The organism is Corynebacterium gottingense (assembly GCF_003693265.1).
In the GTDB taxonomy this organism is placed as follows: domain Bacteria; phylum Actinomycetota; class Actinomycetes; order Mycobacteriales; family Mycobacteriaceae; genus Corynebacterium; species Corynebacterium gottingense.
This window is the reverse complement of the sequence record NZ_RDRE01000058.1, coordinates 1-4,039: the sequence shown is the minus strand read 5'-3', so window position 1 is coordinate 4,039 and position 4,039 is coordinate 1. Positions and strand designations below refer to the sequence as shown.

Here is a 4,039-nt window from a genome sequence, read left to right as displayed (position 1 = left end):
CACACGGCCTGCACCGGGTCGCCGCCGCGCTCTCGCGCGCTCGCGGCACGCGTCGGCGCGGGGACGAGCACGTCCACGTCCGCGAGGTCACCGCGCACCTCGAGGAATTCCACCGCGGCCCCGATGACGGCGCCGACGTGGCGGCGCACCGCGAGGTTCTTGCGCTCCTTCATCGCCAGGATGACGCCGCGGTGCGCGTCCGCGTACGGGCCGAGCGCGAAGACGGGCGCGTGGACGGCAACGTTGGGGAACACGCGGGTCGGCGGCGCCGCCAGCAGCGTGCGGCAACGCCCGCACAGGACCGCGCCCGGCTCGCCGCAGCCGGCGCAGTAGCGCGGCAGGATCAGGTCGGCGACGCCCCCAAGCATTGTCTTCCCCCTCCCCAGGCACCGCTGCCTAGTGGCGGGCCACAATCGGCAGCGCGCGGGTGCCCAGCAGGCCCGGGACCTCGCGCCACAGCGGGTTATCCGCACCGGAGATGGGCATCTGCAGCAACGCGTTGGCGTCGGTGACGTAGAGCATGTTCGGCGAGGTGCCCACGGCCACCACCGGCGCGGAAATGTTGCCCGCGGACAGCGTGGTCGTGGAGGAACCGTCCTGCTCCACCCGCAGCACCGGCGCGGCCGCGCTGGAGGTGCCGGCCAGCAGCGACCCGTCCGGCTGCCACTCGGCGGTGATGAACGACCCGCCGAGCTCGGAGGCGTACTCCATCACGTTCACGATGGAGCGATCGCCGGTCTGCCCGCGCTGCACGATGCCGGTGTACAGGTGGCCGTCGATGATCATGAGGACGCGCGCCGAGCTTCGCGACAGGCGTAGCACCGAAATGTTGCCTTCCACGCCTTCCGGCAGGTCGACGGTGATCTCGCTCGTGGTGTACTCGCCGGTGGCGGTGGACCGCCACGTGCGCAGTACGTTCTTGCCTTCCGCAACGATCCACACGGCGGCCGCGTTCGGCTCGAAGGTGGGCCTGGAGAACGTCTTTCCCTTCACTACCTCTTCGTCTCCTCCGCCGAAGCGGCCGACGCGGAACGTGTCGTCTTCGCCCTCGGGTCCGTCGCCGAAGACCCCGGCCCAGGCGTCCTCGCCGTAGATGTCGGCGGTCATGACGTTGCCGTCCTGCCCAAGCGGGCCGTCGACTTGGCTGGCGGTGCCGCCGCTGACGCGGGACACGTGGCCGTCGGTAAGCGAATAGAGCGTGCTGTCGCCCACGAGGTCCACGAGGGGGCTGAACTCGGCGAAGTCGTCGACGGTGAGCTTGTCGGCGCCGTCGAAGAGCGCTTCCCCGTCGGCCTGCAGGTTATAGGGCCCGGTCACGCCGGCGGAGGCGAGCGTCCAGACCACCTGCGCGGCGAACTGCTTGCGCGTCTGTTCGTCCATGCCGCCGAAGCCGGTGAACTCGTACGCGCCGTCGTTGAAGCCGGTGTACGCGATCGTTGCGTCCTCCTCCTCCGCAGAGGCGAGCGCGTTCGGGCCGGACACCGCGGGCTGGAGGCGGTCCGACGGCCCCTGTGTGAGCAGGGAGATCAGGGCGCTCGGCAGCGACTCGCGGTGGGCGTAGACCCAGCGGCGATCCGTGATGAGCTCGTTGCCGGCGGGGTCGAAGAAGTAGAGGTCGTAGGGCTGGTACTCGTCGCGCATCTCGCTGCGCTCCAGCACCACGCCGGACGGAAGCGAGGAAATGCGCCACTCGCCGTCGACAAGCTCGAGCTCGATCGTGGCTTCGTACGAGCCGTGCTCCGGGGTGAACGCGCCGCCGTCGTGCAGCTCGCCGACCACGTCGCCGTGGACGCTGAAGCTGCGCTTGTTCCCCGCGCTGCCGACCAGCGTGGTCACCCCGAGGCTGTCCACCACCAGCGTCTGCACGCGCGGGTCCCACGCCGAGCGCGCGTCGCCCGTGAGGAACGCGCGCGCCGCCTCGTAGTCGCCGGCGGGAACCGCGGCCGCGCTGTAAAAGTCGCGCAGCAGCAGGTCCGGCTCTCGCCCCTGCACCGGGGTCACGTCCGGGCCGCCCGCGGTCTGCTCGTCAAAGGGGTGCAGCACGTGCGGGTCAGTATTCGCGGGCAAGGAGGTACATCCCGAGGTCAGGGCGATTATCGACGCCACCGCCACCGCCGCCTTGGCCTTACCGTTCCTCCGCATCTGTCGCCTCCTTCAGCGCTGCAGTGTCGTCCTGTGCCGCCGGCCCCGCAGGTTCCGCAGGCTCCGCCGCCGCTTCCAGCTCCGCCCCCGGGGCGACCAGCGGCAGGGGCTCCTCGGTGAACCCGTCCTCGGTGTGGCGCGGCAGAATGAGCCGGAACTGCGCGCCCACGCCCGGGGTGCCCGCCGCGTCGAGCGTGCCCTTGTGCAGCAGCGCGTCCTCGCGGGCAATGGCCAGGCCCAGCCCGGTGCCGCCGGAATGGCGCTTGCGCGACTTGTCCGCGCGCCAGAAGCGGTTGAACACCAGCTCCTCCTGGCCGGGCTGGAGGCCCACGCCGCCGTCTGTGACGGTGATGGCGACGGCCTCGTCGTTAGCGCGCAGCACCACGCGCACCGGGTTGCCTTCGGAGTGGTCGATGGCGTTGGCCATGAGGTTGCGCACGATGCGCTCGATGCGTCGCGGGTCTCCCTCGATGTTGACGGGGTCCTCGGGGACGTCGAAAAGCACTTCGACCTCGAGCTCCTCTGCCAGGTGCTTCGTCTGTGCCCAGGCCGACTCAATGGGCGCGCGGGCGTCGATGTTTGCCAGCGAGAGGTCCGCGACACCGGCGTCGTGACGGGAGATCTCGAGCAGGTCGGTGAGCAGGGCCTCGAAGCGGTCGAGCTCGCTGATCATCAGCTGCGAGGCGCGCTTGGTCGCCGGGTCCAGCTCGTCCTCATTGGCGGCGATCATGTCGGCGGCGATGCGGACCGTGGTCAGCGGGGTGCGCAGCTCGTGGGAGACGTCCGAGGTGAACTGCCGCTGTAGGTCGCCGTACTGCTCGAGGTGGTTGATCTGCTGCGAGATCTTGTCCGCCATGTTGTTGAAGGACAGTGCGAGCACCGCCATCTCGTCCTCGCCGTCCACGGGCATACGCTCGCGGAGGTGGCCGGAGGCGAAGCGCTCCGCCGTGCGCGACGCCGAGCGCACAGGCGCGACGATCTGCTGCGAGGCGAGCCACGCGATGCCCACCAGCAGCACGATGACAATCACCGCCGCCGACGCGATCAGGCCGCGCATAAGCGCGAGCGTGGAGGCCTCGTTGTCCATGTTCATGACCAGGTACAGCTGGAGGTCCTGCACGTCCGCGTTTGTCGGCGTACCGATGATGAGGGCGTTGTAGGTCGTGCCGTCAGCGCGCTCCACGCTGGAATACTGGTAGGCCACGTTGCCCTCGGACACGTAAGTTCGCAGCCGCTCCGGGATGGAGAAGGACTCCGGCGAAGAGGTACCGGCGCCGGGGCCGCCGCTGACCACCAGGACCGGCTCGTACACGCTCGGGGCCTCAGCGCTTTGCTGGGAGCGCTGCGTCAGCGCGGCGCGCGCTGAGTTCAGCCGCACCTGCAGGGAGGACGCGCTGCCCGTGGTGTTGATTTGGTCCTCCACCATCACCCGCGCGCGGTCAATCTCCACGCTCGCCGCGTCGAGCTTGGTGGCGGCGATGCGCTGGGTGACCACGGAAGCCATGGCGAAGCCGAGCACGAGCATGACCACGGTGGAGACGATGAGCACCGTGCCCACGAACCGCACCTGCAGGGAGGTGCGCCAAGATTCTGCGACGCGCTCTCTCGCCCGCCAGACTGCGTTGCGCTTTATGTGCTACACCCCCGGCTTGCCGGTCTTGTAGCCCAGACCGCGCACGGTCAGGATGATCTCCGGGTTCTCCGGGTCGCGCTCGATCTTGGAACGCAGGCGCTGCACGTGCACGTTGACCAGGCGGGTGTCCGAGGCGTTGCGGTAGCCCCACACCGTTTCCAGCAGCTCCTCGCGGGTGTGCACCTGGTTGGGCTTGCGCGCCATCTCCAGCAGCAAGTCGAACTCCAGCGGGGTCAGCGAGATCTCCTCGCTGCCGCGGCTGAC

At 69.6% G+C, this 4,039-nt stretch carries 4 protein-coding genes; all 4 read right to left on the bottom strand.

The genetic code is table 11. The annotated features are described in order from the left end of the window. Positions 1–368 (bottom strand): ComF family protein (locus tag EAW56_RS11250; RefSeq protein WP_425267113.1); only part of this gene is annotated, 368 nt, incomplete at its 3' end. Positions 369–396: 28 nt separating this feature from the next. After that, positions 397–2,142: an LpqB family beta-propeller domain-containing protein gene (locus EAW56_RS11245; protein ID WP_122086614.1), complete on the bottom strand. Its 1,746-nt coding sequence runs from the start codon at positions 2,140–2,142 to the stop codon at positions 397–399. Next, entirely contained in the window at positions 2,126–3,715 is a 1,590-nt protein-coding gene (gene mtrB, locus EAW56_RS11240) for an MtrAB system histidine kinase MtrB (RefSeq protein ID WP_279629702.1), read from the bottom strand. The genes EAW56_RS11245 and mtrB overlap by 17 nt, the downstream gene beginning before the upstream one ends. 63 nt (positions 3,716–3,778) lie before the next feature. Beyond that, positions 3,779–4,039 (bottom strand): winged helix-turn-helix domain-containing protein (locus EAW56_RS11235; RefSeq protein WP_147453304.1); only part of this gene is annotated, 261 nt, incomplete at its 5' end.